The 24,995-nt window shown below is 38.1% G+C and carries 26 protein-coding genes, 1 tRNA gene and 1 riboswitch; of the genes, 16 read left to right on the top strand and 11 right to left on the bottom strand.

The features are described from left to right. The first annotated feature begins 203 nt into the window (after nt 1-203). The 7 genes from NSU19_RS15165 to NSU19_RS15195 all read left to right on the top strand — a co-directional run bounded on the left by NSU19_RS15165 (nt 204) and on the right by NSU19_RS15195 (nt 5,875). Nucleotides 204-644, top strand: a complete 441-nt coding sequence (locus NSU19_RS15165) for an Hsp20/alpha crystallin family protein (RefSeq protein ID WP_063387274.1) — start codon at nt 204-206, stop codon at nt 642-644. A 133-nt stretch (nt 645-777) separates the two neighbouring features. Continuing rightward, nucleotides 778-957: riboswitch (cobalamin riboswitch) on the top strand. A gap of 135 nt (nt 958-1,092) precedes the next feature. Continuing rightward, nucleotides 1,093-3,357, top strand: a complete 2,265-nt coding sequence (locus NSU19_RS15170) for a ribonucleoside-diphosphate reductase subunit alpha (protein WP_311066431.1) — start codon at nt 1,093-1,095, stop codon at nt 3,355-3,357. 12 nt (nt 3,358-3,369) lie between these two features. Continuing rightward, nucleotides 3,370-4,413 (top strand): ribonucleotide-diphosphate reductase subunit beta, encoded by a 1,044-nt coding sequence (locus NSU19_RS15175; protein WP_327848594.1) that lies wholly within the window; start codon nt 3,370-3,372, stop codon nt 4,411-4,413. A gap of 181 nt (nt 4,414-4,594) precedes the next feature. Further along, nucleotides 4,595-4,885 carry a hypothetical protein gene (locus NSU19_RS15180; protein ID WP_327848595.1) on the top strand — a complete coding sequence of 97 codons (291 nt, stop codon included), beginning with the start codon at nt 4,595-4,597 and terminating at the stop codon, nt 4,883-4,885. Nucleotides 4,886-4,958: 73 nt separating this feature from the next. After that, a complete protein-coding gene (gene crcB, locus NSU19_RS15185) occupies nt 4,959-5,366 on the top strand; it encodes a fluoride efflux transporter CrcB (protein WP_339197187.1) in 408 nt (135 codons plus the stop codon). Between the two features lie 12 nt (nt 5,367-5,378). Beyond that, the gene (gene crcB, locus NSU19_RS15190) at nt 5,379-5,741 is read left to right on the top strand and encodes a fluoride efflux transporter CrcB (protein ID WP_063387269.1); all 363 of its coding nucleotides are present in this window, start codon (nt 5,379-5,381) and stop codon (nt 5,739-5,741) included. A 60-nt stretch (nt 5,742-5,801) separates the two neighbouring features. Further along, nucleotides 5,802-5,875, top strand: a tRNA-Pro gene (locus NSU19_RS15195). A gap of 75 nt (nt 5,876-5,950) precedes the next feature. Here NSU19_RS15195 and NSU19_RS15200 read toward each other — a convergent pair. Together NSU19_RS15200 and ytvI are read right to left on the bottom strand one after the other, a co-directional pair. Further along, nucleotides 5,951-7,042, bottom strand: a complete 1,092-nt coding sequence (locus tag NSU19_RS15200) for an AI-2E family transporter (protein WP_066250881.1) — start codon at nt 7,040-7,042, stop codon at nt 5,951-5,953. Nucleotides 7,043-7,182: 140 nt separating this feature from the next. Beyond that, nucleotides 7,183-8,211, bottom strand: coding sequence for a sporulation integral membrane protein YtvI (gene ytvI / locus NSU19_RS15205; protein ID WP_063387477.1), 1,029 nt, complete (start codon nt 8,209-8,211; stop codon nt 7,183-7,185). 376 nt (nt 8,212-8,587) lie between these two features. On the opposite strand from ytvI, the gene NSU19_RS15210 reads away from it, so the two are divergent. From NSU19_RS15210 to NSU19_RS15220, 3 genes are read left to right on the top strand one after another with little or no spacing between them, the layout of a single operon-like run. Beyond that, the gene (locus NSU19_RS15210; protein WP_339197190.1) at nt 8,588-9,034 is read left to right on the top strand and encodes a sporulation protein; all 447 of its coding nucleotides are present in this window, start codon (nt 8,588-8,590) and stop codon (nt 9,032-9,034) included. Next, nucleotides 8,997-9,272, top strand: coding sequence for a DUF1232 domain-containing protein (locus NSU19_RS15215; RefSeq protein ID WP_339197192.1), 276 nt, complete (start codon nt 8,997-8,999; stop codon nt 9,270-9,272). The genes NSU19_RS15210 and NSU19_RS15215 overlap by 38 nt, the downstream gene beginning before the upstream one ends. Before the next feature lie 52 nt (nt 9,273-9,324). Next, nucleotides 9,325-10,014, top strand: a complete 690-nt coding sequence (locus NSU19_RS15220; RefSeq protein ID WP_066250886.1) for a TerC family protein — start codon at nt 9,325-9,327, stop codon at nt 10,012-10,014. Nucleotides 10,015-10,187: 173 nt separating this feature from the next. On the opposite strand, the gene NSU19_RS15225 is transcribed toward NSU19_RS15220, so the two are convergent. Together NSU19_RS15225 and hmpA are read right to left on the bottom strand one after the other, a co-directional pair. After that, the gene (locus NSU19_RS15225; RefSeq protein ID WP_063387264.1) at nt 10,188-11,603 is read right to left on the bottom strand and encodes a SpoVR family protein; all 1,416 of its coding nucleotides are present in this window, start codon (nt 11,601-11,603) and stop codon (nt 10,188-10,190) included. A 233-nt stretch (nt 11,604-11,836) separates the two neighbouring features. After that, nucleotides 11,837-13,057: an NO-inducible flavohemoprotein gene (gene hmpA / locus NSU19_RS15230; RefSeq protein ID WP_130156492.1), complete on the bottom strand. Its 1,221-nt coding sequence runs from the start codon at nt 13,055-13,057 to the stop codon at nt 11,837-11,839. Between the two features lie 177 nt (nt 13,058-13,234). On the opposite strand from hmpA, the gene NSU19_RS15235 reads away from it, so the two are divergent. Then, complete coding sequence (locus tag NSU19_RS15235; RefSeq protein WP_063387262.1) at nt 13,235-13,672, top strand: Rrf2 family transcriptional regulator; 438 nt, start codon at nt 13,235-13,237, stop codon at nt 13,670-13,672. A gap of 155 nt (nt 13,673-13,827) precedes the next feature. Further along, on the top strand, nt 13,828-14,073 hold the full coding sequence (locus NSU19_RS15240) for a YhdB family protein (protein WP_063387261.1): 246 nt from the start codon (nt 13,828-13,830) through the stop codon (nt 14,071-14,073). A 342-nt stretch (nt 14,074-14,415) separates the two neighbouring features. On the opposite strand, the gene NSU19_RS15245 is transcribed toward NSU19_RS15240, so the two are convergent. Further along, on the bottom strand, nt 14,416-16,164 hold the full coding sequence (locus NSU19_RS15245; RefSeq protein ID WP_063387260.1) for a phospho-sugar mutase: 1,749 nt from the start codon (nt 16,162-16,164) through the stop codon (nt 14,416-14,418). Nucleotides 16,165-16,460: 296 nt separating this feature from the next. Beyond that, complete coding sequence (locus NSU19_RS15250; RefSeq protein WP_063387258.1) at nt 16,461-16,883, bottom strand: CBS domain-containing protein; 423 nt, start codon at nt 16,881-16,883, stop codon at nt 16,461-16,463. 158 nt (nt 16,884-17,041) lie between these two features. Between NSU19_RS15250 and NSU19_RS15255 the strand changes: the two genes are divergently transcribed. Beyond that, a complete protein-coding gene (locus NSU19_RS15255; RefSeq protein WP_063387257.1) occupies nt 17,042-17,461 on the top strand; it encodes a disulfide oxidoreductase in 420 nt (139 codons plus the stop codon). 299 nt (nt 17,462-17,760) lie between these two features. Beyond that, nucleotides 17,761-18,234 (top strand): thioredoxin family protein, encoded by a 474-nt coding sequence (locus NSU19_RS15260; protein WP_063387256.1) that lies wholly within the window; start codon nt 17,761-17,763, stop codon nt 18,232-18,234. A gap of 441 nt (nt 18,235-18,675) precedes the next feature. On the opposite strand, the gene NSU19_RS15265 is transcribed toward NSU19_RS15260, so the two are convergent. Together NSU19_RS15265 and NSU19_RS15270 are read right to left on the bottom strand one after the other, a co-directional pair. Next, the gene (locus NSU19_RS15265; RefSeq protein WP_094244595.1) at nt 18,676-19,500 is read right to left on the bottom strand and encodes an aldo/keto reductase; all 825 of its coding nucleotides are present in this window, start codon (nt 19,498-19,500) and stop codon (nt 18,676-18,678) included. 81 nt (nt 19,501-19,581) lie between these two features. Beyond that, nucleotides 19,582-20,157, bottom strand: a complete 576-nt coding sequence (locus tag NSU19_RS15270) for an NAD(P)H-dependent oxidoreductase (protein WP_327848599.1) — start codon at nt 20,155-20,157, stop codon at nt 19,582-19,584. Nucleotides 20,158-20,355: 198 nt separating this feature from the next. On the opposite strand from NSU19_RS15270, the gene NSU19_RS15275 reads away from it, so the two are divergent. Continuing rightward, entirely contained in the window at nt 20,356-20,595 is a 240-nt protein-coding gene (locus tag NSU19_RS15275) for a hypothetical protein (protein WP_339193259.1), read from the top strand. Nucleotides 20,596-20,696: 101 nt separating this feature from the next. After that, complete coding sequence (locus NSU19_RS15280) at nt 20,697-21,314, top strand: DedA family protein (protein WP_117016936.1); 618 nt, start codon at nt 20,697-20,699, stop codon at nt 21,312-21,314. Between the two features lie 201 nt (nt 21,315-21,515). On the opposite strand, the gene NSU19_RS15285 is transcribed toward NSU19_RS15280, so the two are convergent. Genes NSU19_RS15285 through NSU19_RS15295 form a run of 3 tightly spaced genes read right to left on the bottom strand, consistent with a single transcriptional unit; the run spans nt 21,516 to nt 24,714 of the window. Beyond that, nucleotides 21,516-22,664 (bottom strand): thiolase family protein, encoded by a 1,149-nt coding sequence (locus NSU19_RS15285; RefSeq protein WP_130156496.1) that lies wholly within the window; start codon nt 22,662-22,664, stop codon nt 21,516-21,518. Continuing rightward, a complete protein-coding gene (locus NSU19_RS15290) occupies nt 22,661-24,142 on the bottom strand; it encodes an AMP-binding protein (RefSeq protein WP_339197195.1) in 1,482 nt (493 codons plus the stop codon). Before NSU19_RS15290 ends, NSU19_RS15285 begins: the two co-directional genes overlap by 4 nt. An 11-nt stretch (nt 24,143-24,153) precedes the next feature. After that, nucleotides 24,154-24,714, bottom strand: coding sequence for a biotin transporter BioY (locus NSU19_RS15295; protein WP_094244590.1), 561 nt, complete (start codon nt 24,712-24,714; stop codon nt 24,154-24,156). Nucleotides 24,715-24,995: the final 281 nt, after the last annotated feature.

Genomic DNA, 24,995 nt, shown 5'->3' on the forward strand with positions numbered 1-24,995 from the left:
ATAACAACAATATGCTGTCCATTCGTTCACCAAGTTTTGCTAGGTTGTGCTTTTAAAAGCAACAAACACGAAACGATTTGGATGCAGCGGACTTATTTATATTTTTATGATTAAAAACAGTAATTTAAACTTTGCTATATGTATATTTCTCTTCTCAACACAAATAATATTTTCTGTAAAAAAATCAAAGGAGGAACAATCATATGGCTCTCATTCCTTACGATCCTTTTTCTGAGATCAACCAATTTAGACGAAACATGAATCGCGTTTTTTCTGAAAGCTTCCCGCATTTTTTTGAAAACTTTGAGACTATGAATACCCCCCGGCTTGATATTCATGAAACTGCTAATGAAGTAATTGTTACTTGTGATTTGCCCGGCCTTGAAAAAAAGGAAGACGTTGACATTCATCTTGATCGCAACGTTCTTACGATCAGCGGCACAATTCAAAGAAGCAAAGAAGTAAAGGAAGAAGAAATGCATAGACGCGAACGGTTTGTAGGGCGGTTTCACCGCGCTGTTGCATTGCCGGCAAATGTAAAAGAAGAAGAAGTGAGCGCGACATATAAAAATGGCGTTTTGGAAATCCGTATTCCAAAACAAACCGAAAACAACAAAAAGAAAATTGATATTCAGTTTCATTAATTGTTTCGTGAGGTTGCAAAATTTCAATCAGCCTCACTTTTTTATTGCAATTTTCGCCAAGTACGATTATGATGAATATATAACATCAAAAATCTATATATTGTGTAATCAAAAACAATTAAATACTATATATTGAAAACCTAACGACAAAGGTGCTGTTTTCAGCTTAAAAGGGAATCCGGTGAGAATCCGGAACTGTCCCCGCAACTGTGAGTGCTACGAAATGAATAATCCACTGTACGTTTCGTATGGGAAGGATTCAAAGTAGGATGAAGCACGAGTCAGGAGACCTGCCTTTGTCCGAACGTTTCTAATTCTTCGGGGGTTGGGAAGATGAAACGATGGTTTGAATGGAGTAGTTTCGCCTTGTAAACTGCCTCCTTTTTAATCATCGTTTGATCCGCTCAGCTTCCTGAGCGGTTTTTTATTTTGATAAGGAGGATGTTTGATGAATATTACGAAAGCATTAAATCTATACGAGGTTTTTCAAAATCATTTTAACAGGAGCGATTTGGAACTTTATCTAAGGCAGCTTGAAGAAAAGTTTCCGTCCCTTTCCTTTCATGAATACAGCGAAAGAGTGCTGACAACCTTACAATACCAGCAGATTGATGATCTTGAAAAATTTACAAACCTGCTGATTATTGAAGCTTTAGCAAACATTTCGGAAAGTGAGCCGGATTGGACTTTTTTAGCTGCACACGTATTTCTTGAAAAAATTTACCATGAAGCGAGCCAAAACAGAAATTACAACCAACCGGGCTACGGCGATTTTTATTTGTTAATCGAAACATTAACCGATCTTGGAATCTACAGCCCTCTTTTGCTAGAGCATTATTCAAAAGAGGAAATTATGGAGCTGGGAAATGCCATTGATCCTGAGAAGGACAAGCTGTTTACATACATCGGATTAAGGACCCTTTACGACCGGTATTTAGCTAAAGATTTTCATAAACGAACATTTGAGCTTCCACAGGAACGTTTTATGATCATCGCTATGACGTTAATGATGAAAGAGCATCCATCCAAACGTTTGCATCTTGTAAAGGAAGCGTATTGGGCATTGAGCCATTTATATATGACGGTTGCAACACCGACATTGGCTAATGCAGGAAAATCAGTCGGTCAGCTTTCAAGCTGCTTTATTGATACGGTAGACGACAGCCTTCAAGGCATTTATGATTCGAACACTGATATTGCCAATGTTTCTAAAAGCGGCGGAGGCATTGGAGTGTATTTGGGGAAAATCAGAAGCCGCGGAAGCGATATCCGGGGGTTCAAAGGAGTTTCATCAGGTGTCATTCCTTGGATGAAGCAATTAAATAATACGGCGGTGAGCGTCGACCAGCTCGGCCAAAGAAAAGGAGCAATTGCCGTTTATTTGGATGTTTGGCATAAAGATATTTTCGCTTTCCTTGATGCAAAATTAAATAACGGAGATGAACGGCTGCGCACCCATGATTTATTTACAGGTGTATGCATTCCTGATCTATTTATGGAACAAGTTGAAAAGCGCGGAGACTGGTATTTGTTCGATCCCCACGAAGTTCGCAAAGTCATGGGATTCAATCTGGAAGATTTTTATGATGAAGAAAAAGGTAACGGCAGCTTTCGGGAAAAATATTTTGAGTGTGTGAATCATCCATCCTTATCTAAAGAAAAAGTGCCTGCGATTGAAATAATGAAACGGATTATGATCAGCCAGCTTGAAACGGGAACGCCTTTTATGTTTTATCGTGATGAAGTGAATCGGAAAAACGCAAACAAGCATGCCGGCATGATTTATTGCAGCAATTTATGCACAGAGATTGCGCAAAATCAAAGCTCAACAACTGTTGAAGAACAATATGTCGAAGATGGAAAAATTGTCATTGTGAAAAAGCCCGGCGATTTCGTCGTCTGCAACCTTTCTTCCATCAATTTGGCACGGGCTGTCACTGATAATGTTCTGGAACGATTAATCCCTATTCAAGTGCGGATGCTGGACAACGTCATCGATTTAAACAGCATTCCGGTATTACAGGCGAAGCTTACAAATGAAAAATACCGTGCAATCGGTCTTGGAACGTTTGGCATGCATCATTTATTTGCACTAAAGGAAATTGCATGGGAAAGTAACGAGGCAGTCCAATTTGTCGATCAATTATATGAAAAAATTGCGTATTTAACCATTCAGTCGAGTATGGAGCTCGCAAAAGAAAAAGGCGCATACCCTCTCTTTAAAGGCTCGGAGTGGGATACGGGCCGATATTTTGAGATCCGCGGTTATACGTCAAAAAAATGGCAGGAATTAAAGGAAAAGGTGCAGACTTTTGGCATCCGCAACAGCTATTTAATGGCGGTCGCACCGAACGCATCGACCTCCATTATAGCCGGAAGCACAGCAAGCATCGATCCAATTTTCCAAAAAGTTTATTCAGAGGAAAAGAAAGACTACAAAATTCCAGTTACTGTTCCGGACTTAAATGCAAAAACGACTTGGTATTATAAATCCGCTTATTTGATCGACCAAACATGGAGCATTAAACAAAATGCGGTGCGCCAGAAACATATTGACCAGTCCATTTCGTTCAACTTTTACGTTCTAAACACGATCAAAGCGAAAGAATTGCTGGAGCTTCATTTGACTGCTTGGAAATCCGGATTGAAAACAACGTATTATGTCCGTTCGACATCAAGCGACATTTATGAATGTGAATCATGTGCAAGTTAAGGAGGAATTAATATGGAGCAAACATTAACAAAACGAATTATTATGGATCCTGATGCACCAAACCGTTCAACAGCAATAGTGAACGGAAAATGTTCCAACGTGCTCAATTGGGATGATGTCGCCTACCCGTGGGCATATCCAAAATATAAGCGGATGCTCGCAAACTTTTGGACACCTTTTGAAATTAATATGGCTCAAGATGTGAAGCAATTTCCTGAGCTTTCAGAAAGAGAACAGGACGCATTTTTAAAAATTATCGGCCTCTTAGCTTTATTAGACAGCATTCAAACCGATTATGCCGGAAAAGTTGCCGATTATATTACAGACTCGAGCATAAACGCCTTAATGATTTTGCTCGCCCAGCAGGAAGTGATTCATAACCATTCATATTCGTATATTCTCTCAAGCATCGTGCCTAAAAACGTACAGGATGAAGTATTTGAATATTGGCGGAACGAACCGGTTTTAAGGAAGCGAAATGAATTTGTCACCAACGGTTATAAAGCATTTGCAGAAAATCCGAATGTGGAGAATTTGTTGAAATCGATCGTCTTTGATGTCATACTGGAAGGTTTATTTTTCTATTCCGGTTTCGCATTCTTTTATAATTTAGCCAGAAACCAAAAGATGGTAGCCACTAGCACGATGATTAACTACATTAACCGTGATGAACAAATACACGTAGGTTTGTTTGAAAAAATTTTCAAAGCGGTGCTGAAGCAATATCCTGAATATGATACAGATGAACTGAAACAATTCGTTTCGAAAACATTTCTGAAAGCAGCCGAGCTGGAAATCGAATGGGCCGGTGTAATTATCGGCAATGACATTGAAGGCCTGCATTTAAAAGATGTGGAGAGCTATATTAAATTTTATGCGAATTTCCGTGCCAATCAGTTGGGATTCGAACGTCCTTTTGAAGGCTATCGGACGAATCCTTTGAAATGGATACGGGCTTACGAAGAAGTGGACTTAGGAAAATCAGACTTCTTTGAACAAAAATCGAGACAATATACAAAAGTCAACACGATTGATAACGGCTTTGATGAGCTGTAAAAATTTACGTTCTCATGATAACGGGCAGCAGAGACTGCCCTTTTTTTTATCTGCTGCCAAACCAAAAGGAATGCTATGAAAGAATTTTTCGCAAATACTTTCTCTTAAAAGAGCTTATCCTTTTGGGGACCTAAGCATCCCATTTTTCCATACCATGGTATAATATGTGCGGAGGGGATCTATGTTAAAATCAACCTTGATCATAATGTCAATTTTGTTAGTAACAATTCATTTCGCTGTTCTATATTTTTGGATGTTTGATTGGCCAAAATTAGCTACGAAAACAGGCTTTATAAGTTGGTTTGCCTCGATTCTATTAGGCATCTTTGTATATTTTGCTTTTCAAACTTTCAGCAGATGTGACAAAGCTGCTGTCGTCATCAGAAACATATTGTTATGTTCAACTTTACTGACCATCTTTTTAGCTTGTATTGCGTTCATTATAGAAGCAATTACAAAGGCGATGCCCTAAAAAAAGAAATATAGTTTTCACGATATTGGCTAAAAAGAAATATGTTGTTTCCCACCATTGCGAGGTGAAGATAATGATTTATTTATTAGTCGGTTTGGGCGGGATAGCAGGTGCCTGTCTTCGATACAGTGTCGGCCTATGGACTTCCAGCTTTTGGACAGGATCTTTCCCAACAGCGACACTTTTAGCCAATTTGGCTGGAAGTTTTCTTTTAGGATGGTTGACTGAATATGTATTTAAAATAAAAGGATTTCCTCCCCATTTTGCCGCAGCGATCGGTACTGGCTTAATCGGGTCATTCACAACATTTTCAACCTTCAGTTTTGAGAACATTCAATTGATGATTGCCGATAAATGGGAAACAGCCATTATGTATACATTGTCAAGCTTAATAGGCGGTTATTTATTTGTTTCGTCTGGTTATCATCTTGGCCGAAAAATGCTTTCCCAGCACAACGCACGAACGGCCGAACATGAATAGGAGTGAAGAGTAATGCTTTTCAACTTTATCGTTGTAGGAATCGGAGGTTTTTTAGGAGCTAATGCCCGCTTGATCGTCACCAATTGGATTAAAAAGAAAAGCAATATGAAGTTCCCTGTCGCGACATTTATTATCAATGTCAGCGGATCTTTCCTGCTCGGCCTTTTGATCGGCATGAATATTTCAGAAGCATATCTACTGTTATTTGGAACGGGATGTTTAGGAGCCTTTACCACCTTTTCTACGTTTCAGCTTGAAAATAAACAGCTGTTAACAGAAAAACAAAAAACAGTGTCCATTTGCTATTTTCTTTCAAGCTATGCGTTCGGTCTTTTGTTTGCCTTTCTCGGCTTCCAACTAGGCGCTATATTTTAAAAACTTATTTGAATCATATTGTCATGGTTTGATTTTTTCTTTATAATACAGATTGTCCAGCGGGATGTAGCTCAGCTTGGTAGAGCACCAGCATGGGGTGCTGGGGGTCGCAGGTTCGAATCCTGTCATCCCGACTCTGTAAATCTCCTAAATCATCATTTAAAATCAAAAACGCCGCTTGAGCTTTTTCAAGCGGCGTATATTTTGAATTACGTCTTTTTAATCCCTTTCCTCAGTTTAATTAATTTATATAAGTTAATCACAACCGTTTTGGTTACAGCATATGTTGGAACAGCCAAAATCATCCCCAAAATTCCCGCGATATTTCCTGCAACAAGCAACAAAATAATAATGGTCAACGGATGTGTATCAAGCCTCTTGCCGATAATAAACGGAGAAATCACATTCCCATCAATTTGCTGAACAATTGTCACGACAATAATCGCAAGAAGTGCTTTAAAAGGTGAATCGAGCAAGCCGACAATAACGGCCGGAGCAGCCCCAATAAACGGACCTAAATACGGAATAATATTGGTGATTGCCACAGTTATTCCAAGCAGCAAAGCATACGGCAGATCAATGATTAAGTATCCGATAAACGTAAAGAGCCCGACAAACATGGAAACAAGCATTTGTCCTTGAATATAGGTAGATAAGGTTTCGCCTGTTTCCTTTAAGATAATCATAACTTCATCGCGGAAATCACTCGGAAAAAACTTTACGACCTGATGCGGCAGCTTATGTCCGTCCTTGATCATATAAAATAAAATGAACGGCACCGTGACAATAATGAGTGTTATATTTGTGATAACGCTGAAAACGGACTGAACGCCATTCGTAATATTATTTGTAATTCTCGATGCATATTGCGTAATGGTGCTCTCAATTTTTTCAATGGAAAAATAATCTTGCGTCAATACCCATTGGAACCAGCTTGTTTGATACAGGTTTTCAATGATTTCTCTCGTTTTTGTTATATAAAAAGGAATGTTTCGAATTAAATCATTAAACTGCTTAACAATCGTAGGCCCTACCAATCCGATGGCGATCGAAATTCCGCCGATAAACACGATATACAAAATCAAAATGGCCAGCACTCTTGGAATTTTTCGCTTTTCAAGAAAGCCAATAATCGGAGCAAACAAAAAGTAAAGAAAACCGGAAATAATTATGGGAAAAAACAAAGTAGTTATAAAGATCACAATGGGCTCAAAAAGAAAAGATATTTTTGTGCTGAAATATAAGATCAAAATGATCAAAAGTATTTCTAACGTCCAAAAATGAAGTTTTGATTTAAACAAAATGCTTGCCTCCCGCATCCAATTTTGCAACATTCATTCCAATATTTAGAATATCATGTATTTACATATTCTAAGCAATTTTTTTCATCCTCCTATTGCTTCTAATCCAAATTTTCCGCTCAAATTTAAGGAAAACCTTTTTAAATTTTTATGTTAAGCTTTATGATGTTTGCTCTTCGCAATGTTTCAAACAAAATCACAACAACTGGACCTAAAAATAAACCTAATATACCGAGCATCTTTAGTCCAATGAACATGCTGATCAAGGCGGCTAGAGGGCTTATTCCCATGTTGGTTGACATAATTTTCGGTTCGACAGCACGTCTGACGACAGTGATCACAAGAAATAAGACGACTAATCCTATTCCGAGATTGGTTTGCCCCTGGCTAAATGCATAAATAGCCCAAGGAACCAGCACCGATCCTGTTCCCAATATTGGAAGGATGTCAACAACCACGATAATGATCGCCAAAATCAAGCTATAATCCACACGAAGCAGCACCAACCCAATATAAGCTAGTATAAATGTCAGTAAACTTAAAATAACTTGCGCCTTAATAAAGCCGAAGCCTGCTTTATAAAGATCATTCACAACATATTTTATTTTATTTCTCGTTTTTTCTGTCAGCATGGTCTCGAGCGAAGCCCATATTTTCGGCAGATCCAAACTGATTAAATAAAGAGCAATCAAGTAAATCAGCGCTTCAATGAAAAAGCCGGGAATGCCGGAAACAAATAATATGAGCGATTCCATCAATTGCTTCACAAGACCGTCAACTGCATTGACAGAATTATTAATGGAAATTTCAATAGACGTCATGACACCTTCTGGAAGGGAAGCGGAATAATTTTCCCACGTATCAAGAAGAGGATTAATAAAATCATGATTGAATTTTCTAACATATAAAGGGATATTTTCTATAAAACTCACAAAGTTTGTATATATAAAGTTTATCAAACCAAAGCCTAGAATACATAATAAGAGTAAAAAAACAACAAAAATGAGCAAAACTGCATAAGGTCTTTTTATTTTAAATCGATTTTGGAGAATGCTGATAGGCTTTTCAAGTACAAGAGCTGTAAGCAGCGCAAGCAATATCGGGATGCTGAACGGTATTAGTATAAGAATGGCAATACCAATGATGATAAGCGGCAGATACTTTTTCATTTTCAATACATCATTCTCCTATCTATTCTATACTCAAAATCATCATGTTATCCTTATTATATCGCGGATTTTCCATTTGAACTATTGAAATTCCTTATTATTTTTATAAATTGTTATTTGTTCCGACATTTTGCAAAACACATTTACTTCAGTAAAAAAATACTAGACAAAATGCAAATTGACCAATATAATCAAATTAGAAAAACGGAATAAAGTAAAAATTCCCAAAGGGGAGTAGCTTAACAATAAAGTCGTCATTTCGTGGAGCTATCCACCGGCTTTATTGAACAACTGGATGTTGTTAGCGAGACCTTTGCCATAAAAATGGCAAAGGTCTTTTTGTATCTTAAAACAATTTTTGGGAGGATGATTTGAGTTGCTGCTTAGAAAATATATGTCCAAAATCGGAATAGGCTCTGCAACAGTCGATCTCGTACTGGATAAAGAAACGTATTCTCCAGGAGAAAAAGTAACAGGCACGCTCTACATTAAAGGAGGCACTATAACCCAAAAGATTAAGCAGCTGCAATGTGATCTTATGAAAACAAACAATCAGGCTGATCAGCAATCAATCGCCTCCATTACGTTATTCGCTCCTGACATAATCGATCCAGCTGATTGCGCAAAAATTCCTTTTGAATTTGTTTTACCAAAGCATCTTCCCGCAACAACAGACAGTTTAACATACCGTTTTAAAACAACATTAGTGTTTGAAGAAGGAATCGATAGTCTGGATCATGACACAATACAAATTTTAAAAAATAAACCTAGTGGAGGGGAAAACGATGAGAAAAATATGGAAAAGAATTCGGTTCATTTATAACTTTCGTTCATTTTTCCCTTTTATATTTGAATTTTTCTTATCGAAGGAGGTGAATAGGAGAAAAAAGCTATTCTCGATCGCTTTCATAATTGGATATTTCCTGTTGCCGTTCGATGCAATCCCAGATTTCCTGTCCTTAATTGGAATTGTGGATGATGTCGTTATATTTACTTTTATCATGCAGCAAATGATCAAAATGGCTCCGAAGGAATTGCAGGAAAAATATTGTCTTGCATAACAAAGGATAAAAACATCGAAATGAGTATAAAATATTTGAGGAGTGATAAATATTGGAACTATTCTCACCTGAGTTTTTTTCAGCATTACTTTCGATTGTCATCATTGACCTTGTTTTAGCTGGTGATAATGCCATTCTAATCGGTTTAGCAGCTAGAAATGTGCCGAAGCATCAACAAACAAAGGTCATTATATGGGGGACATTTGGAGCGATTTTTATCCGGGCAATTGCGACGCTTGCGGTTGTTTGGCTATTAAAAATCCCTGGACTGCTATTAGTCGGCGGAATTCTTCTCCTTTGGATTGCCTATAAACTTCTCATCGATAAAAAAGAGCATAACGTCGATACCGGGAATAGCTTTTGGTCCGCTATGAAAACGATCATTGTAGCAGACGCTTTAATGGGGCTTGATAATGTTTTAGCGGTTGCCGGTGCCGCGCACGGATCGTTCCTTTTAGTCATAATCGGATTGTTAATTTCTATTCCAATCGTTGTGTGGGGCAGCACGCTCATCATCAAATGGATTGAACGGTTCCCAGTTATTGTGACAATTGGGGCTGCCGTTATTGCCTTTACAGCAGCCAAAATGATCGTAGATGAAAAATTTCTAAAAGGCTTCTTTGAAGAAAACCCGCTTCTAAAATGGGGCTTAACCATTATTCTTGTTGCAGGCGTTATTTTTGCCGGATATTTAAAAAAGAAAAAAGCTTCCCCTGTGGAAGCAAAAGAAGAAGCATCTTAAAAAATGATGCTGATACCGTTTTTCCTAAAGCCTAAAAACAAATTCCGTGGGGCTGTCTAATAAGTCGATTTTCCGGCTTATAGACGTCCCTTTAATGTTTTAGCAATGTTGATATATCAATGTTTATGATGTTTCGTTTTCAATGGATTTTGACTTTCTGGACAGCCCCATCATTACAAATATTTTCGATGGACATTCCGGCCGTCAAAATTAAATAAAACAGGTTTATCCTCAATAATCGTTTCTAAATGGACACCTCTCCCCCAAAGCTGATAAATGTATGGAAGCACCTTTTCAAGGTACTTAATATCAAGTTCAATCCCTTCATACCAATGTTTTAAATATAGTTCGCCGTTTTTCATATAATCCCCATCCATTACCGTAATGTACGGAAAACCGCCATTCACCCTCATGCTTACGAGCTGATCCCGCACTTTTTCCCAATCTTTATCAACAATTTTATAGTCTTTGCCTTGTTTTTGAAATAAGTACATGTCTTCCCGCATAACAAGATCTTTTGTTAAATAGTTGCGAAGAAATGAAATATCCGATTCAATTTCCCGCACCTCAAACAGCTTTTCCCTGCCCGAACCGGGTTGAATTCCCCGCTTTTTCATTTCCTCGGTCGGATTGTTATACCTTTCTTCGATATCCTCAAATATTTTTAAACCTAAATAATAAGGGTTAATGCTCGTTCTTGACGGCTGTACGACACCCGCATTTAATTTAGCATATTCAATTGCTTCATCAGAGGTCAAATCCAGCTCTCTCATGATCCGCTGGTGCCAATACGTCGCCCAGCCTTCATTCATTATTTTTGTTTCAAGCTGAGGCCAAAAGTAAAGCATTTCCTCTCTCATCATTGTTAAAATATCACGCTGCCAGTCTTCAAGCTCCCGGCTATACTCTTCGATAAACAAAAGCACGTCTTTCTCCGGTTTGGGAGGGAATTTTTTCTTTTTCTTGATTGTCTGTTCACTTTTTTCTTTTTTTTCTCCTAAAGACCAGAGATCATCATACGGTGTTTTGTATGTCTTAAGCTCTTCTTCCTCATCAACATCATCCAAGCTCCAAGAAAGTTTTGTCCGAACTAAAGACGGATCAATATGTTCTTGGATGGATAAAACCGCGTCTAAAAATTTTTCCACTTCTCTTTTTCCATATAAAAGTTCATATTTCTTGATTCTTTCCGCTGTTGCCGCCATGCTTTCGACCATATCCCGTTTCGTATTACTAAAGCGAATATTGTTTTTAAAAAAATCACAATGCGCGAGGACATGTGCAACAATTAGTTTATTTTGAATAAGAGAATTAGTATCAAGCAAAAAGGCATAACAAGGATTTGAGTTAATCACCAGTTCATAAATTTTACTAAGACCTAAATCATAATGGAGCTTCATTTTATAAAATTGCTTTCCAAAGCTCCAATGGGAGAAACGAGTCGGCATCCCATATGCACCAAATGTATAAATAATATCAGCTGGACAAATTTCATATCTCATCGGATAAAAATCAAGGCCAAACCCCTTTGCGATTTCTGTTATTTCTTCAATTGCATATTGAAGAACTTTATGATCCTCCTTGTTCATTGTTCATCCCCCTTCTTTTTCCTTACAACAATTTATGAAAACAAACGGGAGATGATGAAAAACATTTTGAACGTTGTGTCAGATTGCACTATTTCCATTTCACATCTTGAACTGCCTGTCACCAAACGAAAAGCTAAAAAGGGAGACATTCCTGTTCAAAAATACACAATCTTATAAAAAAATGGTGCCTTCTCACGGCACCAAATATTAAAAACTTTTTTGGAAAAACTACATTAAATGGTCGAACCTTCAGGCTGCGCAATTTGTAAAGCTGGGCCAAAAAATTCGTAATGAATATTTTCGGAAGCAACCCCCAGCTCCTTTAAATAATTAATGACTGCTTTCATAAATGGCACAGGGCCGCAAATAAAATAATCTGCATTTTCAGATAAGAATTGCTTAAGAATGTCTTTAGTCATATAACCTGTATGATTGGCGCTTTCTTGACGTGACGGCTCCGTATAACAAATAAAGGATGTTCCATTTGGCAACCTGTTCATTAACTCTTTTACTTCCAAACGAAAAGCATGAACATCTTCATTTTTAGCAGAGTGAACAAAACGAACCGGTCTAGAAGGATTTTCTTTTGCTATTGTATTCAGCATGCTCATAATTGGCGTTACTCCAACACCGCCGCTGATGAAAACAACCGGCGAGTTTTGCGTGACATCCAATGTAAAATCGCCAGCAGGCACGCTAATATTAAGCTCATCTCCAATTTGAACATCATCGTGCAGGTAATTCGATACGACCCCTTTTGGTTGATCCGGTTCTGCCTCACGTTTAACAGAAATTCGAAAATATTCTTTGCCAGGAGCGTCTGATAAGCTGTATTGACGATTCAGCAAATATTGATGGCCGTCTATTTTTACTTTTACGGTAACATATTGTCCGGGCAGGAATGATGGCAATACAGCATTATCTTTCGGTTTTAGGTAAAACGATGTAATAACAGAGCTTTCTTTTACTTTATCTACAACAACAAACGGCTTAAAGTCTTTCCAGCCACCTTCCATATTTTCAGCGTCAGCATACATTCGTTGCTCCAATTCGATAAATACGTTTGCAATTTCGTTATAAGCTTCTTCCCACGCAGAAATAATTTCATCTGTTGCTAAATCGCCTAACACTTCTTTCATAGCTGCTAATAAATTTTCGCCGACAATTGGATAGTGTTCTTTTTTAACCCCTAAGCTTCTGTGTTTATGAGCAATTTGCTTCACAGCTGGCAAAATCGTCTCCAATTGATCAATGCGCTCGGCAGCAGCATAAAGTGTGGTTGCTAGCGCTGTTTGCTGTCTTCCTTTCTGTTGGTTTGTATGATTAAAAATATTTAATAACTCCGGATGATTGGAAAGCATTCGTTTATAAAAATGACTTGTGATTTCTGTTCCTTGCTTAGCTAAAACTGGCACGGTGGACTTTATAATTTCAATAGTACGTTCGGATAACATAAATTTGCACTCCTTTGTTTTGAAAAAAAGATGTATTTTATATATATCTTTAAAATAGTTGATCTTCGTCTTAAAAGCAATATTTTAAATACATCTTTTGAAAAGATGTCACATTTTTGAACCTAAATTATCCATCAGTGTATAATGGAGCTAGTACGGACAAAGAGAGGGAGGCCAATGCGTCTTACAAACTATACTGACTATTCGCTCCGTGTGCTCATTTACATTGGCACGAAAAACCGAGAGGAATTATCCAATATTAAAGAAATTGCGGATGTGTACGGCATTTCAAAAAACCATTTAATGAAGGTCATTTACCAGCTTGGGAAAAACGGGTATATTGAAACGATTCGAGGACGAAATGGCGGTTTCCGTTTAGCACGTCCTGCATCCGAAATAAATATTGGCGATGTGGTCAGAAAAACTGAAGAAGATTTCCATCTTGTCGAATGTTTTAATGAAAAAAACAGCGAATGTGTGATCACATCCGCCTGCAGGCTGCGCCATGTTTTCCAGCAAGCCTTGCAAGCTTATTTACAAGTGCTGGATCAGTACACACTCGCTGATTTAATCATAAATCAAAACGAATTGAAGCATTTGTTTAATGTGAAGTAGAAAAAAGCCTTAAATGGTCTTTCGTTTTTTGAATGAGGCATTTATACATTTGTTTTGAAAGAAACGGCTGTTGTTATGTCCAACATTTGCAACGGTACAAAAAACCGATTTATTCATACAATAAACATAACTCCTTTTAGGGAGGGATGTTTATTATGAATAAAATGGATTACGACAAAGCATTATATTACACGCACCGTTCGCAATGGGACAATTTGATTATTTTAATGGTGCGCACAAACGACGATTTTCTTTCCAAAAAAATTGAGCATTTTTTACACGCTTATAATTTTGAACACGATTATCAAATTATTGAGCATAAACTATATGCTTTACTTCGTTATATTGACCATGCATTAGAAAACGTAACAGAGGTTGAACCGGAAATCGCGCTGAAATAGTTTCCAGAAAGGTGACTCAATAGTTTAAGCAACCTTTTTTCAGAAAAGTTATTTCTGAAAAATGGGGTTGCTTTTTCTTTCTGTTTTAGTCGTTTAAGTTATTGCTTCAATGCTGAAAGCGGCGATCGTTTTTGCCGAAAGCCCGTTTTTTCAGGAGCCTTTTTTCATGGCTATTGATCCGCTGCTATAATCGGCTATCAACTTTGCCAAAACTCGGGACTTAGCCCGCTTTTTTAAGAGCGTAAACGAAAAAGCGAGGGTGGAAAAACGTCTTGTTTTTCTCCCTCGCTCTTATTTTTAAGACTTATTGGACAGACTGAAGGGATCTCAATCGAAATGGAGTTAAGCTTTTTTAACTGTCAGAATATCATTTACTTTTTCCATTACGGCATTTATTAATTCTTCCAATGCCTTTTCACTATTATTCAGTGAATCGGCCTGAACAGCAAAATAAAATTTCACTTTCGGCTCGGTTCCCGAAGGCCGCAAACAGAACCAAGATCCGTCTTCAAGGAAATATTTCAATACATTTGATTTTGGCAAATCAATTGTTTCCTTTTTGTTCGATTGAAGCAATGTACGTTCACTTGTTAAATAATCCTCGATAATCGTAACCGTTTTACCTGCAATTTCAGCAAGCGGATTTTGGCGGAAAGATTCTAAAATTCGCTTAATCTGTTCTGCTCCGTCCTTACCTTTTAAGGTTAACGATTTTAACCCTTCTCTGTAATACCCGTATCGATTAAAAATTTCCATTAATCCGTCATAAAGTGTGAGCCCTTTTTTCTTATAAAATGCACATACTTCAACAGCTAAAACGGCCGCTTGAACGGCATCTTTGTCTCTGGCAAAATCGCCAATTAAATATCCGTAGCTTTCCTCATAACCGAATTGAAATTTGTATTGTTTCGTTTGTTCAAATTCTTTAATTTTTTCCCCGATAAATTTAAACCCGGTAAGCGTATCAATTGTTTTTAGTCCATATTCCTCCGCTATTGCGCGGCCTATTTCCGACGTAACAATCGTTTTTAGAACAACGCCATTTTCAGGCAGCAATCCTTTTTTCTTTTTCTCAGAAAGGATATAGTTGAGCAAAATCGCACCCGTTTGGTTTCCTGTTAACACAATGTATTCGCCTTTGTCATTTTTGACAGCAACTCCTAAACGGTCAGCATCAGGGTCAGTTCCGATTAAAATATCAGCATCAATGCGTTTCCCTTCTCTTATCGCTAGCTCAAACGCTGCATGCTCCTCAGGATTCGGCGAAGCCACTGTCGAAAAATTTGGATCTGGAAGCTCCTGCTCTTTGACGACGGTTACATTTTGATAGCCTAATGATTGAAGAGCTCGTCGAACCGGTTTATTGGCTGTACCATGAAGCGGCGTAAAAACGACCTTTACATCTACTTCTTTTGCCAAATTAGGATTCAGTGAAATCGTTTTGATCTTTTCATTATATGCTTCGTCTATTTCCGCTCCAATGATTTTAATCAAGCCTTTTTGTTTTAAAATATCTTCATTTTCAACAGCAACTTCTAATTCATTTTCAACTTCATTCACTTTTTTGATGATTTCATCAGCTATTTTTGGAGGAATCTGACCTCCATCCTCTCCGTAAACTTTAAATCCATTATATTCCGGCGGGTTATGGCTTGCCGTTATTACAACACCTGAAAATGCGTTTAAATAACGGACAGCAAAAGATAATTCAGGAGTTGGCCTTAATTCATCAAATACATAAGTTTGAATACCATGCGTTGCGATAGTTTTTGCCGCTTCCATAGCAAATTGCGGCGATTTGTGGCGGGAATCGTAAGCAATTACCACGCCGCGTCTTTTGGCTTCTTCTCCAAAAGATTCAATATATCTTGCCAATCCCTCAGAAGCCTTGCGGATTGTATAAATGTTCATCCGATTTGTGCCTGGGCCAATTTCTCCCCGCATTCCTCCTGTACCAAACTCTAAGCTTTTATAAAAGCAGTCCTCTAATTCGAGTTCATTGTCTGCTTTTTCTAGTAATTGCTGTTTTAGCTCTTGATCTATATCTTCTTTCGATATCCATCGTTGATAATTTTCTTTCCATTTCGCCATAACTTAACACCCCTCCAGTTCCCCTTCTTTTTCTCTCCTGAAATATTTTATCACAAATTTTATGGAAATGAGATGATCATCCCTATTTTTAGAACTATTCGAAACAGCTTTTACATATTTTTCGCAAATGATCGTCTTTCCATTTCTCGAGTTATTTATAAATTTATGTATTATTTGTATCATTTGAAAAAAAACAAACCGAGCGACAAAGCTCTTTGCCACTGAACGGAAAAAAGAGCGCCAAACGGACGCTCTTTTTTCAGCAAGGCACTCCCATCCCGGGATTGCAAGAGGGGTTATTGAAGATCTTTTTCAGAAATGTTTGTTAATGCTTCTCCTGCCGCTTCATCAGAAGTCTTATTTGTTGCTAAATCTCCTAATGCGACCATGCCGACAACTTGATTATTTTCCACTACAGGCAACCGGCGAATTTGATTTTGTGCCATGATTTGGGCAGCTTCTTGCAGACTCGCGTCTGGACTACAGCATACAGGGTTTGTCGACATAACTTCTGCAACGGTTGTGCTTTCGTTTTTGCCCTGAGCTGTTGAGCGAAGCGTAATATCACGGTCTGTAATAATTCCTTTTAATTGTCCATTATCTGCAACAGGGATCGCACCAACATTATGCTGTCTCATTAACTGAGCAGCTTCCTGAACAGTTTGATTTGATGAAACGGAAATGACATTAGAAGACATGATATCGCGAATTTTATCCATAGTCTCACTCCTTTCGTTGATAGTTTGAACAATATGTAAAAATTTATGAATGATAATAATTCTTAGCTGATGTTTTATTGATTTCATCGCAAAATCATTTTTAATTCAGGGGAAATGTATTATAATGCCTTTAGAAAGAAAACAGAGAGGTTAGTTGGATGGATGATAAGCGAAAAGACAATTTGCTGTTGATAGGCTGGATCGCTTCTTTAATTTCTACCTTAGGAAGCCTGTATTTTTCTGAGATCATGCATTTCGAACCATGTAAATTGTGCTGGTTTCAAAGGATATTTATGTACCCGCTCGTTGTTATACTTGGAATAGCTGTAGTAAAAAAGGATTACAAAATTGCAAGCTATTCCTTAACTTTGTCCATTATGGGAGGCATGATTTCCATTTACCATTATTCTATACAAAAAATTCCTTTTTTGGGGGAACATAGCCTCGCATGCGGAAGAGTTCCTTGTACAAGCGACTACATTAATTGGTTTGGATTCGTTACAATTCCTTTCTTGGCTTTAATTGGCTTTTCAATTATTTTCCTCACAAGCTTTTTCATTTTACGGCAGAAAGGATAACGTTTCCGTTATTTTCAGATTTTTCAAGAGGCGAATGATGCAAATTCTATAGACCAGCAAACAAAACCTTTGGATTTATAGCTTTCAATTATGTTTTTTTACCCATATTAAGACTTAATCGCAATCCGGCAAGTTCATGAGGTCTTAGAAAGATAAACATTTATTTTTTGCGGTTGCCGTCATTCCCGTCATTTATGAAAATCGGTTTACATTTTTTAGTGCAAAGGAACGAAAGGAGTGAATAACGGCGATACTTTCCCCAAAATTTTTAAAATTACGGGGTCTTCTCGCCAAATTATATGAAAAAACTGCTTATATTCGGCGGAATCATTATTGTACTGTTCGCGGCACTGGCAATTGTAACAAATTTGCAAAATAAGCAAAAGGCGGAAGGAAATCCGTACAAAAAGTCGAGCCTGCATCCTGAAACCGTCAAGCTGCTGGATGATCCAAATTATCAAAACATCATACTTCCGGATGAGCTAGAAACAAAATTAAATAATCAAGAAGATGTCATTGTCTATTTTTTCAGTTCTACCTGCCCGCACTGTAAAAACACAACACCGATCTTAATGCCTTTGGCAAAAGAATTAAATGTGGATATCTACCAATACAACCTTCTTGAGTTTGAAGAGGGCTGGGATGAGTATAAAATTGATGCAACTCCAACGCTTGTCCATTATGTAAACGGAAAAGAAGCCGATCGTATCGTCGGTTCACAGGAAAAAAGCGTTTTTCGAGAAGCGCTGGAAAATTGGACAAAATCAAAATAAGGAAAACCTGTCTTTTCATGACAAACATGGAAGCTGTAAATGCTTGCTTGGCAATATGGAACAATTGTCTGTCGGAGAAAAACAAAAACTTGCACAAGAAAGTTAAAGCCGCTTTTATTTCAAAAGCGGCTTTTTGAATAATCAAATTTTGTCAATCTTAACAGGAAAAGCGGACAGAATATCCGTATCTCCAATATTTAGAAATTTTGTTCATACTGCAATAAATCGTCTTCATACGCTTGGCTCCAGCAAAATGATGAATGATTTGCAAATCACTATCGCAAAATAATCAATTTATCCGGAAAGATTTCCAAACATATTTCTTCTTCAAGCTCACAAATGTATTTCCATTGAAGCTGAAGCATTTTTTCACCTTTCAAAAGCTGCTGAACAGCATATAGGAAAGGCTTGTAGTATTACCGATTTCTTATTTCTTACCTTTTAAAAAGTATCAGGATCAGGACCTATCCGCTCATTTTTATTGAGGGAATCGATTTTTTCCATATCTTCTTGAGATAGTTCAAAATCGAAAATAGAAGCATTTTCAATAATTCGATGCTCTTTTGTCGATTTTGGAATTGTCACGACCTCATGTTGAAGATCCCAACGGAGAATCACCTGTGCGATCGTTTTATTGTATTTTTCAGCAATCTCGGCTAAAGTTTCATTATCGAGAAGCCCACCTCTCATAAGCGGGGACCAAGCTTCAAATTGAATGTTTTGCTCTTTGCAATATTTTCTAAGTTCCTCCTGTGTTAATCTTGGATGAAATTCCACCTGATTAACCATCGGTTTAATCTCCGCACTTTGCAATAAATCCTCTAAATGGTGAACATGGAAGTTGCAGACTCCAATCGCCCGAACTCTTCCGTCTTTATACAACCGTTCTAATGCCTTCCATGTTTCTTTATATTTTCCTGAAACTGGCCAGTGGATTAAATATAGATCCAAATAGTCTAATCCTAATCGATTTAGGCTGTCATCAAACGCTTTTAATGTAGAGTCGTAGCCTTGATCGTCATTCCAAACTTTTGTTGTGATAAATAGTTCTTCTCTCGGTATTCCCGATTCTTTTATCGCAATTCCGACTCCCTCTTCATTTTTATAATATGCCGCCGTATCTATGCTGCGGTAGCCCGCTTTAATTGCTGATTTTACAGCTTGAATCACTTCTTCCCCTTCATTGACTTTATATACGCCTAAACCAAACCACGGCATTTTAACACCATTATGTAAAGTCACCGTATCTTGCAAGCTTTTGACCAACCAACTCCACTCCCTTTCTAGTTTTGGTGCATCACTTCTATTATGCATGATCCCTGTCAAAAAGTGAATATTTCGAAAAAATTAAATCATTTCAACAATATCTTCCACTTCCTTTAGCATCGCCTTTTTCGTATTTTCATCGACATAAGGAACCGAATAAAAAAACTTATGAGTGATTGTTTCAATCCCGCAAAAATTTAAAATACCGACATCAACGATTGTCTCCATTGATGCAATTAACTGATACGGCTTTAAATAATTTTCCGGATGAGATGTTGTTTGAAAAATAATCGCTCTTTTATTTTGCAAAAGCCCTTTTGCCCCTTCATCCGTAAACGTAAAAGCGAAGCCATTCGTGAATATTTTTTCGATATATCCTTTTAAAATAGCGGGCATGCCGTTCCACCATGTCGGATAAATAAAAATTAATTGTTTTGCCCACGAAAAATGCATTTGCTCTTCTTGTATCGCTTTGGATACGGCTGGATTGTGTTTTGTAAAGTAATCCTCTTTTAAGACAGGATTAAAGTTCATTTCATATAAATCCCGAATTCTAATTTCATGCTGCTTTTGCTGAAGTTTTTGTACAGTAGTCTGCAAGATCGCGTAATTAAAACTGTTTGGATTTGGATGGGCGTAAATAATCAGTGAATTCATAAAACTACCTCCAGACGATGTTACTTTTAGTATGAAAGTTCTTGTTAAACTTCATGCACGACAGAAAATAATGAATCCCCTTTCATTTTTCATAATTTTTGAAATGGAAAATAATTATAAAATAAGGTTGAAAGTTAGTTGGAAATTGATAAAATAACAGTAATCTAAATCTTTTTTTGAAAAGGTTGGGAATACTATTTGAGTACAAAAAAAACTTGCCGTTTTATTATTCATGCAACTGGAAAAAATGGAGAAACGTATTTAGCGACCTGTCAAAACAAATGGGAAGTAAAACAATGGATTGCAGCCAATCACTCGAAAGTAAATAAAAAAGAATTGAAAATCATCGACAAACAGAAAAAACAAATAGTAGCCAAAAACATTTTCATTGTGTCCACCGTTCTACTTGTACTTTATCAGCTTTATATACTTCTTTAGGGACATCCAGTCAATTGGCTAGATTTTATTTTTGATCATTTTTTGGACAATTTCTTTAGTATAATATATAGAGAATTTGTTCTTTATTAGGAGGAACTTGAATGGAAAACTGGATTACAGAATTTATGGAGCAATATGGCTACCTCGGAATTTTTTTAATTATTGCGCTAGAAAACATTTTTCCACCGATTCCGTCCGAAATTGTCCTTCCTTTTGGCGGTTTTATGACCACTTATTCGAACTTGACAGTTCCAGGAGTTATTTTGGCGGCAACTTGCGGCTCCGTTGTCGGTGCAATCATTTTATACGGCGTCGGTCTGTTGCTAGATGTTGAGAGGTTGGAAAAAATTGTTGACCGTTGGGGATACATATTGAAAATTTCAAAAGAGGATATACATAAAGCAGACAATTGGTTTGACCGTTACGGCATATGGACTGTGTTATTTTGCCGAGTTATTCCGTTATTGCGAAGCTTAATTTCCATTCCTGCTGGAATGTCCAACATGAATTTCGTTTTATTTTTGATTTTCACTACGATCGGTTCTCTCGTATGGAATATATTTCTCGTATCGGTTGGCGCGGGATTAGGAGAAGCTTGGCCTCTCATTACCGAATACATAGACATTTATTCAAAAATCATTTATGCTGTGATCGCCGTTCTTGTATTTGCTGCAATCATCATTTGGTATTTTTTTCGATTCCGACGCTCCAAATCATAACGCTTTGCCTGAAGCGCTGAAAAATAATATATGCACGTTTTTTATACTTTTAGCTCGCCTCAATCAAACAAATACCGCTCGCAATGATGATTGAGGCTTAGCTATTCCATTCATCGCTGATAAGCGATTATTTCCACTTGTCTGGCCGAATGAAAGGATATTGGAAAGCTGCTTCGAAAACGCGCTTTCCAATGATTTGTTTTATGCGTCATACAATTCAAACAATGTAGCGAGGCCCAGACCACCTGCGATTCCTAATGTTGCGATTGCCCGTTTGCCTCTCAATCTTTTCATTTCTGTGCAAAGCCTTGCAACAAGAATAGCGCCTGAAGCACCATAAGGATGTCCGATGGCAATAGCCCCTCCTCCCACATTCAGCTTTTCCAATGGGATGTTTAATTGCTTAACAGAAGCCAATACTTGAGAGGCAAAAGCTTCATTAAATTCGATTAAATCGATATCCTCCATTTGGAAGCCGGTTCGTTTCAGCAGCTGTTGCACTGCTGGAACAGGACCAATGCCTAAAAGGTTCGGATCGACACCTGCACTTGTACAATCGACAAATTTCAGAACGGGCAGAAGCCCAAGCTCTCGGCATTTTTTTTCAGACATGACAAGGACGGCACAAGCCCCGTCATTCAATGGACAAGAATTGCCAACAGTGACTGTGCCATTTTCTTTAAATATCGGCTTCATGGCACGAAGCCTTTCCAAGCTCAACCTTTTCCTTGGACATTCATCACGATCCATGCCATTTACAGGGACAATTTCACTGCTGAATCTGTCATTCTCCATCGCTTGAACCGCTTTTTGATGGCTGCTGTATGCAAACAAGTCCTGCTCTTCCCTTGAAATTTGAAACGCTTCCGCAACATTTTCCGCCGCTTCCCCCATTTCAGGATCACCGAACGACTCCGGCGAAAACCGTGCTCTCGTATAGATCTTAGGTGGCTTCATTTCATATAAAGATAAAGGTTTTTCAATTCTCCAAGGGGCAAGGCTTGTACTTTCGACTCCTCCGGCAATATAAATGTCGCCGGCTCCTGATTGGACAAGCCGGCAAGCGAGATTCACCGCTTCCAATCCTGATCCGCATTGGCGATCAACAGTAATACCCGGAACTTGATCGGGAAGCCCCGCTAAAAGGAGTGAGAGTCTAGCGATATTTCCTCCTGGACCGACCGCATTTCCTAAAATAACTTCATCAATTTCCTGCGGATCGATTCCGCTCTCGTCTACAATCGCTTTGATGACTGCAGCAGCCAGTTGTTCAGGGCGGACGTTTTTAAACATTCCCCCCATTTTTCCAATAGGCGTTCTTTTTGCCATAACAATGACAGGGATCGTCATTTTTCTTCCCCTTTCACAATGAATTCAAGTTCTTTTCGCGCAATCTTTCCGCTGGATGTATAAGGGAACTCGTCCACTTCATAAAACGTTCGCGGGCATTTATATAACGGGAGCTCAGATCGGCAATAGCGCTTTAATGCATTGAAGCTTCTATGCTGAGCTTTCTCTTTCCATTTAATAAATGCAACCGGCTTCTGCCCCCAATAATCGTCCTCTACTCCGATAACAACCGCTTCCTCAACCTCATCCCGTTCCTTCAAAACTTTTTCAATTTCTTCCGGATAAATATTTAAACCGCCGCTGATGAACATATTTTTCTCGCGTCCAACGATCGTTAGAAAACCGTTCTCGTCTAAGTACCCTAAATCACCAATTGATGCGCCGTCATCCTTCAATACATTTTTTGTTTCAATCGGGTTGTTGAAATACCCTGAAAATAATAAATTGCTGCGTACGACTACTTCCCCAACTTCATTAAAGGATGCTTCCGACCCATCTTTTTTTCTGATTGCTACTTCCACACCTGGAAAAGGAATGCCGACACTTTTTGGCGCTATTTTAAAAATTTCATCATCGACATAACTGACAAAGCTTAATTCCGATGCGCCATAAAACTCAAACAACTGTCCGTTCGGAAACTTTTCTTTTAACTGCTTTCTAGCTTCATAAGAAAGCTTTGCACCAGACGAAATGATTGTTACATTGTTCATTATGCATTTCTCTTCATTTTTCATCATTTGAAGCAAAGCTTGAATCATCGTTGGAACGCCATAAAATACAGTTGCCTCTCTCTTTAACAAAATATTGAATGTTTCCTTTTGAGAAAAAGCCGGGAGCAAATAAAAAGTCGCCCCGATATGTAAGGCGTGAACAGCCGCAAACAAGGACAACGAATGACATAAAGGGCCGGGAGCAATGATGACATCATTTTTTCCATATCCAAAAATTTGTTCTCCTACATTAAAGCTTTCCAGCCAGGATTTATGATTTCTCATATATCCTTTCGGTTTTCCAGTTGAACCTGAAGTAAAGCCGAGATAAAACAATTCTTCATCAAACTCTTCCCACTTCTCGTGATGATCCGTTTGGACATCTTTTTTTATTTCATCAATTAACATGACGTTCTCATGCTTTATTCCGGTCCTGTCCAAAAAATTGCGGCTTCCAATGCATATATCCAGCTGGCAGCTTTCCAATACATGCCGGATATCGCGCTTTTTCCATTTTGGATCAAAAGGAACAGCAATCCCGCCAAGTGTAATAACGGCAAAAAACACTTCTAAAAATTCTGAAGTGTTTCCCATTAATATGCCAACTTTTATATTTTTTTTGTTTGTCAATCGAATGAAAGCTGTTTGTATTTTTTTTATATTTTCGTACAGTTCATAATATGTAACCGTCCGTCCATTTATTTGTTGAATTGCCGGTTTTTGAGGATGTTCGTATGCAAATTGGCTAATGTTTCTCCCGATCCCCATCAGCTCACCCCTTAAGCAGCCTGTTTATTACGAGCTTTAATCAATGGATACGATTTTTGAATTCTTACTGCCAAAAATGCTGAAATCACCGCTTTTGTTAAATCTCCTGGAATATAAGCCAACGCCGATATGCTCGCACTTATCCAATTCATATTGGCAATCCAAGACAAATAAGAAATGCCGCATAAATAAACAAATAAAATGCCTCCAATTATATTAAATACTAACACTTTCCAAAATGCTAATTTTTCAAAATTCTTTTCAACTAAAAAACCGATTATAAAGGATGCAAAAGGCCAAGATAAAATATATCCACCGCTCGGACCAAATAATACTGCCAGCCCGCCTCTTCCGCCAGCAAGAATCGGTGCTCCGGCTCCTACAAGTAATACAAACAACAATAAACTGATAAATCCTCGTTTGGATCCTAATATTGCCCCTGCCAGCATCACACCCAATGTTTGAGCGGTGATTGGCACTGGCGTGAACGGAAGCGCAATCGGCGGTATGAGGCCGAGCACAGCAACAACAGCCGCGAACATTGATACTAATACCATATCATATAACTTCATATAAATAACTCCTCGTATACTAAGTTTCAGAAAGTTTTTTTATCGAATTTCCAGTCCGATACGCTCCTTGACAATCGCATATCTTGGGTGGTTACCTTTGTGGGAGGGGCGCGCCCCTCCCACAAAGGGTTCAGCGTACCGGGGTTGGACTTTTCGCAATGTTCCTGGATAATGGTCTTAGGATCATCGGGGATACTCTTCTCACTCCTGTAGCTTCGACTACTTGTAAAGTCTGTCTCCCCGGCCCCTGTTTGGACGTCTAACCCGCAGGCTGTTCCCGT

The sequence above is a fragment of the Aeribacillus sp. FSL k6-2211 genome, assembly GCF_037966125.1.
GTDB lineage: Bacteria > Bacillota > Bacilli > Bacillales > Aeribacillaceae > Aeribacillus > Aeribacillus composti.

What these genes read in the sequence shown, in the direction of transcription:
- NSU19_RS15250 (WP_063387258.1), bottom strand. Translation starts at nt 16,883, where the DNA reads ATGGATAAAATTCGCGATATCATGTCTTCTAATGTCATTTCCGTTTCA.
- crcB (WP_063387269.1), top strand. Translation starts at nt 5,379, where the DNA reads ATGCTTTTCAACTTTATCGTTGTAGGAATCGGAGGTTTTTTAGGAGCT.
- NSU19_RS15170 (WP_311066431.1), top strand. Translation starts at nt 1,093, where the DNA reads ATGAATATTACGAAAGCATTAAATCTATACGAGGTTTTTCAAAATCAT.
- NSU19_RS15270 (WP_327848599.1), bottom strand. Translation starts at nt 20,157, where the DNA reads ATGAATTCACTGATTATTTACGCCCATCCAAATCCAAACAGTTTTAAT.
- NSU19_RS15215 (WP_339197192.1), top strand. Translation starts at nt 8,997, where the DNA reads ATGAGAAAAATATGGAAAAGAATTCGGTTCATTTATAACTTTCGTTCA.
- hmpA (WP_130156492.1), bottom strand. Translation starts at nt 13,057, where the DNA reads ATGTTATCCGAACGTACTATTGAAATTATAAAGTCCACCGTGCCAGTT.
- NSU19_RS15180 (WP_327848595.1), top strand. Translation starts at nt 4,595, where the DNA reads ATGTTAAAATCAACCTTGATCATAATGTCAATTTTGTTAGTAACAATT.
- NSU19_RS15165 (WP_063387274.1), top strand. Translation starts at nt 204, where the DNA reads ATGGCTCTCATTCCTTACGATCCTTTTTCTGAGATCAACCAATTTAGA.
- crcB (WP_339197187.1), top strand. Translation starts at nt 4,959, where the DNA reads ATGATTTATTTATTAGTCGGTTTGGGCGGGATAGCAGGTGCCTGTCTT.
- ytvI (WP_063387477.1), bottom strand. Translation starts at nt 8,211, where the DNA reads ATGAAAAAGTATCTGCCGCTTATCATCATTGGTATTGCCATTCTTATA.
- NSU19_RS15225 (WP_063387264.1), bottom strand. Translation starts at nt 11,603, where the DNA reads ATGAACAAGGAGGATCATAAAGTTCTTCAATATGCAATTGAAGAAATA.
- NSU19_RS15240 (WP_063387261.1), top strand. Translation starts at nt 13,828, where the DNA reads ATGAATAAAATGGATTACGACAAAGCATTATATTACACGCACCGTTCG.
- NSU19_RS15280 (WP_117016936.1), top strand. Translation starts at nt 20,697, where the DNA reads ATGGAAAACTGGATTACAGAATTTATGGAGCAATATGGCTACCTCGGA.
- NSU19_RS15245 (WP_063387260.1), bottom strand. Translation starts at nt 16,164, where the DNA reads ATGGCGAAATGGAAAGAAAATTATCAACGATGGATATCGAAAGAAGAT.
- NSU19_RS15285 (WP_130156496.1), bottom strand. Translation starts at nt 22,664, where the DNA reads ATGACGATCCCTGTCATTGTTATGGCAAAAAGAACGCCTATTGGAAAA.
- NSU19_RS15255 (WP_063387257.1), top strand. Translation starts at nt 17,042, where the DNA reads ATGGATGATAAGCGAAAAGACAATTTGCTGTTGATAGGCTGGATCGCT.
- NSU19_RS15175 (WP_327848594.1), top strand. Translation starts at nt 3,370, where the DNA reads ATGGAGCAAACATTAACAAAACGAATTATTATGGATCCTGATGCACCA.
- NSU19_RS15260 (WP_063387256.1), top strand. Translation starts at nt 17,761, where the DNA reads ATGAAAAAACTGCTTATATTCGGCGGAATCATTATTGTACTGTTCGCG.
- NSU19_RS15235 (WP_063387262.1), top strand. Translation starts at nt 13,235, where the DNA reads ATGCGTCTTACAAACTATACTGACTATTCGCTCCGTGTGCTCATTTAC.
- NSU19_RS15295 (WP_094244590.1), bottom strand. Translation starts at nt 24,714, where the DNA reads ATGAAGTTATATGATATGGTATTAGTATCAATGTTCGCGGCTGTTGTT.
- NSU19_RS15290 (WP_339197195.1), bottom strand. Translation starts at nt 24,142, where the DNA reads ATGGGGATCGGGAGAAACATTAGCCAATTTGCATACGAACATCCTCAA.